Source organism: Actinomycetes bacterium (genome assembly GCA_036510875.1).
GTDB lineage: Bacteria > Actinomycetota > Actinomycetes > Prado026 > Prado026 > DATCDE01.
In genome coordinates this window covers 1-3,141 of record DATCDE010000337.1, presented here as the reverse complement: position 1 = coordinate 3,141, position 3,141 = coordinate 1, and the positions used below count along the sequence as shown (strand labels likewise).

Here is a 3,141-nt window from a genome sequence, read left to right as displayed (position 1 = left end):
CCCACACGCAGGCGACTCACCACACCGACATCAACGCCGCCATCCCCGGGCAATGCGGTGGATCCGGGCTAAGCCCTTCCCTGAGGAGCGTTGCACCGCATCCACGCAAGACAGCCGGCCAGCGATACAACGACCGCTGACCCCCGACCCCTGTACCTCAGGTGAGCAGGCTTGCGCAGCACGCACGCCGCTCGCTCCCGCGGCCCCCTGGCGTCGCGTCATCGTCCTGAGTGGGGCGCCAGCGCCGTAACTGCGACATCTGGCTCTGGTGGTCATCCGGCACTCAGGCTTGCTGGCGCCTGCCCCGACAGGTTCGCTTCCCCGGGCCGCGAGGCCACCAGCAGCGATGGCCAGTGAACCGGCGACGATGGGTCCGACCCGAGGCGCCGCATGGCGGCCACGCCTATCGTGGGCAGCGAAAGCTGTGCAGGGTCGGATCTTGTGGATGTCGCTGCCTGCGGAGGGATAGCTGTGACCGTTGAGACCCCGGTTGTCGGGTCGGCCGGCCCGACCGAGGGCGACGGCATCGTCCAGACCATCGACTTGACGAAGATCTACGAGGGCACTGACTTCCGGGCGGTCGACGGCCTGAACCTCTCGGTCGCGGAGGGAGAGATCTTCGGCCTGCTCGGACCCAACGGCGCGGGCAAGACGACCACCGCGGGCATGCTCACCACTCGGGTCATCCCGACCTCTGGCAAAGCCCTCGTGGCCGGGATCGACGTGGTGGCCCACCCGGCTCTGGCCAAGCAGCTGATCGGTGTCGTGTCCCAGACCAACACCCTCGACCGGCAGCTCACTGTCTGGGAGAACCTGTACTTCCACGGCCGGCTCTTCGGCATCAGCGCCGCCCAGGCACGCCGCACCGCCGACGACCTGCTGGAGCGGTTCCAGCTCGCCAAGTGGGCCAAGGCCTCGGTGTACGCCCTGTCCGGAGGCATGGCGCAGCGCCTGATGGTGGCTCGGTCGATCTTCCACCGCCCCGCCGTCTTGTTCATGGACGAGCCCACGTCGGGCCTCGACCCGCAGGGCCGGCTGGCCCTGTGGGACCTCCTGCACGACCTGAACGCAGCCGGCCAGACGATTGTGCTGACGACGCACTACATGGAGGAGGCGGACCGGCTGTGCGGCCGGGTGGCGATCATGGACCATGGCCGGATTCTGGCGCTGGACACCCCCGCGGCGCTGAAGCAGAGCGTGGACGCTGACACCGTCGTGACCGTCAAAGCGGGCGGCGACCAGGAGCGGCTGGCCCGGACGATGCAGGGTTCCCTTGAGGGGGTCACCCGCATCCGGCACACCGATGCGGGCCTGCAGCTGCACGTCAGGGGTGGGAGCCGCCTGTTGGCGCGGGTCATGGCCGCAGCCGAGACGGACGGGTTCGAGGTCGCGGACCTGTCCGTGGCCGAGCCGAGCCTGGAGACCGTCTTCATCAGCCTGACCGGCCAGGAGCTTCGCGACTGATGTCCACAGCGCCCGCAGACCGGGCCACTTCAGGCCACGTCGCGACCCGACCCACCCGCTCGACGCTGGCCGCGAGCCGGACCGCCCTGAACGCGCTGATGCTGCGCGACCTGGTCGTGCTGCGCAAGCACTCCGCCGAGTTCGTCATCCGGACCCTGGTGCAGCCGTTCCTGCTGTGCTTCGTCTTCCTGTTCGTCTTCCCGAAGATCGGGACCGCCGTCGGCGGCGGTCAGGGCGGTCCGGCCGCCGAGTCGGCGTTCGCCACCGTGCTCGTCGCCGGCGTGGTGGGCATCTCGATCATGTTCCAGGGAGTGCAGTCGGTTGCCCTGCAGATGGCCCAGGAGTTCGGCTACACCCGGGAGATCGAGGACCGGGTGCAGGCCCCCTGCCCGATCTGGCTAGTCGCGGTGTCCAAGGTCCTCTCCGGCACCATCCAGGGGCTGATCTCCGCGGTCATCGTGCTGCCCATCGCCTCCGTCGTCCACGCCCAGGGCGTGGAAGCCGAGATCTCCCTGCACTGGCTGGTCATCCTCACGGTGGTGCCGCTCGCCTGCGTGACCATGTCATCCCTGGGCCTGCTGCTGGGCACCGCCTTCGAGCCGCGCAACATCGGACTGATGTTCGGCTTCGTGGTACTCCCGATCACCTTCCTGGGCGGGACCTACTACGCGTGGACCCGGCTGGCCCCGGTCACCCTGGGCCAGTGGCACTGGCTGCAGACGATCGTGCTCATCAACCCGCTCATCTACGTGAACGAGGGCATGCGAGCGGCGTTCACCGACGCACCCCACATGCACCTGTACGTGATCTACCCGGTGCTGCTCGGGTTCTGGTGCGTGTTCCTGTGGCTCGGGCTGCGCAACTTCCGACACCGGGTCCTCTCGTAGGTGTCTCCCTGGCGGCCGCCGGTCGGTCGCCCTTGGCGGCGAACTCTGCCGAGTCGGCCGTTGTGCCCGCTCGTGGCACGCGCTTCGCGCCAGATCTTCACCGTGGACTGCGCCGGCCAGGGGCTGGGAGCACTTCCGGAGGTGCCGCCATCTTGGGCTCGGCCGACGCCTGCCCCCACGCGTCGTCGATCTCGGCGGAAGGCTCACGGCGTCCACGCCGGCTTCGCGGTCTGCCACGTTCGGTGCATGCCCGACAGCCCGGGACCAGGCGTCGTCAAGGGCGCGTGCGGATGATCAAAGAGCGATGCGGACGCTGCCGTCGCCGGATGGGTCGAATTCATCAGGCGTTGACTTCGACTCAGGGCCGGGTCTGGCTGCTTCGACCTGAAGAAGTCGGGGCTTGGCGGTGCGCTTCCGGCGGTCTGGTGATCGAGAGGATGGCCCCGAACCCTTGGGCTTGAAGGGATCGAGGCCATCGTGTTTCGTATCGTGGGCGATCAGCCGTCGTTGTGGGAGTCGGTGTGGCCGGGGGGACTGCTGCGGCTACCGGATGAGTTGGCTCGGGTCGACACGATGCTGGACGACCCGGCGTTCTTCGGTCCGTTCGTGCCGTTCTTCGACCCGCGGGTCGGTCGGCCGTCCACGCCGGTGGCGACCTACCTGCGGCTGATGTTCCTGAAGTTCCGCTATCGGCTGGGCTACCAGAGCCTGTGCCGGGAGGTCTGCGATTCGATCACCTGGCGGCGGTTCTGCCGGATCCCGTTGGAGGGGTCGGTGCCGCACCCGACGA

At 68.5% G+C, this 3,141-nt stretch carries 3 protein-coding genes; all 3 read left to right on the top strand.

Annotated elements, in window-relative coordinates; genetic code table 11:
- The first annotated feature begins 471 nt into the window (after nt 1-471).
- Complete coding sequence (locus tag VIM19_19420) at nt 472-1,464, top strand: ATP-binding cassette domain-containing protein (protein HEY5187014.1); 993 nt, start codon at nt 472-474, stop codon at nt 1,462-1,464.
- Complete coding sequence (locus tag VIM19_19415) at nt 1,464-2,351, top strand: ABC transporter permease (protein ID HEY5187013.1); 888 nt, start codon at nt 1,464-1,466, stop codon at nt 2,349-2,351. Before VIM19_19420 ends, VIM19_19415 begins: the two co-directional genes overlap by 1 nt.
- A 477-nt stretch (nt 2,352-2,828) precedes the next feature.
- Nucleotides 2,829-3,141, top strand: a 313-nt coding sequence (locus tag VIM19_19410) for a transposase (protein ID HEY5187012.1), incomplete at its 3' end; no start/stop codon positions are given.